Origin of the sequence: Pseudomonas sp. HMSC08G10, from assembly GCF_001808425.1 — a bacterium.
GTDB classification, from domain to species: Bacteria; Pseudomonadota; Gammaproteobacteria; order Pseudomonadales; family Pseudomonadaceae; genus Aquipseudomonas; species Aquipseudomonas guariconensis.
Genome location: NZ_KV793312.1, coordinates 1 through 878, shown reverse-complemented (window position 1 = coordinate 878; position 878 = coordinate 1). Strand labels below are relative to the sequence as shown.

The following is an 878-nucleotide window of genomic DNA, read 5'->3' as shown; positions in this document are numbered from 1 at the left end:
CGGAAATACAGGGTTACTTCAGACCTTCCTTATGTGAATGGCTAAATCAGGCCGTTGGGTAGTCGAACGTAAAGCGGTATTCTCAAATGCGCTCCGTCGTTGAGTTGCGCTTATGGCGTTTATTTTTATTGCGAACAGGGAGTGGCATTCCAATTGGCCTGATGTCAGTTCGAGTGCTGCATTGACGCCTTATAGTGCCGTCCATATTCGACCTCACCGATCGTGATAAGGCCATGCTATAAGAGGGAGCGTTTCCAGTGCCGGCTTCGCAAACAGGTAGCCTTGAAACAGGTGTATTCCGGCTTCCTGTAGAGTTTGCAGTTCTTCAATGTGCTCGATCCCTTCGGCTATCACCTGAATGTTTAGATCTTTACACAGCGCTACTATGCTCCTGGTTATCACTTGCTTTGCTCGGCTTCTGTGAATGTTTCTAATCAATTCCATGTCGATTTTGATGATGTCTGGTTGGAAGTCAGCGAGTAGGTTCAAGCCTGAATATCCAGCACCAAAATCATCAATTGCGGTTTTGAAACCTTGTTTTTTATAAGATTCCATGATTTTTTTAATGTGGGCTTTGTCGGTTATGTTTTCGTTCTCTGTGACTTCAAATATTATTTTTTCTATGGGAAAGTTGTACTTTTCCGCGGCTATCAGTGTTGTGCGTATGCAGGCCTCTGCCTGATAAACTGCATTGGGCAAAAAATTTATGCTCAAGTGTTCGGATATGCGTGTTTTGGCCGCGAGCTCGACAGCTTTAACGCGACACGCCTGATCAAATTTGTATCTGTTTGAGTCATTTATCTGTTGCATGACGGCGTTTGCACCGGCCCCATTCTCGCCCCGCACTAGGGAAGGTCTGAAAAAGACTTCCCGAATCT

At 45.3% G+C, this 878-nt stretch carries 1 protein-coding gene; it reads right to left on the bottom strand.

The genetic code is table 11. The features are described 5' to 3' along the window. Positions 1 to 213: 213 nt before the first annotated feature. Positions 214 to 878: EAL domain-containing protein (locus tag HMPREF3173_RS15415; RefSeq protein WP_070574334.1), on the bottom strand; the 665-nt coding region annotated here is incomplete at its 5' end.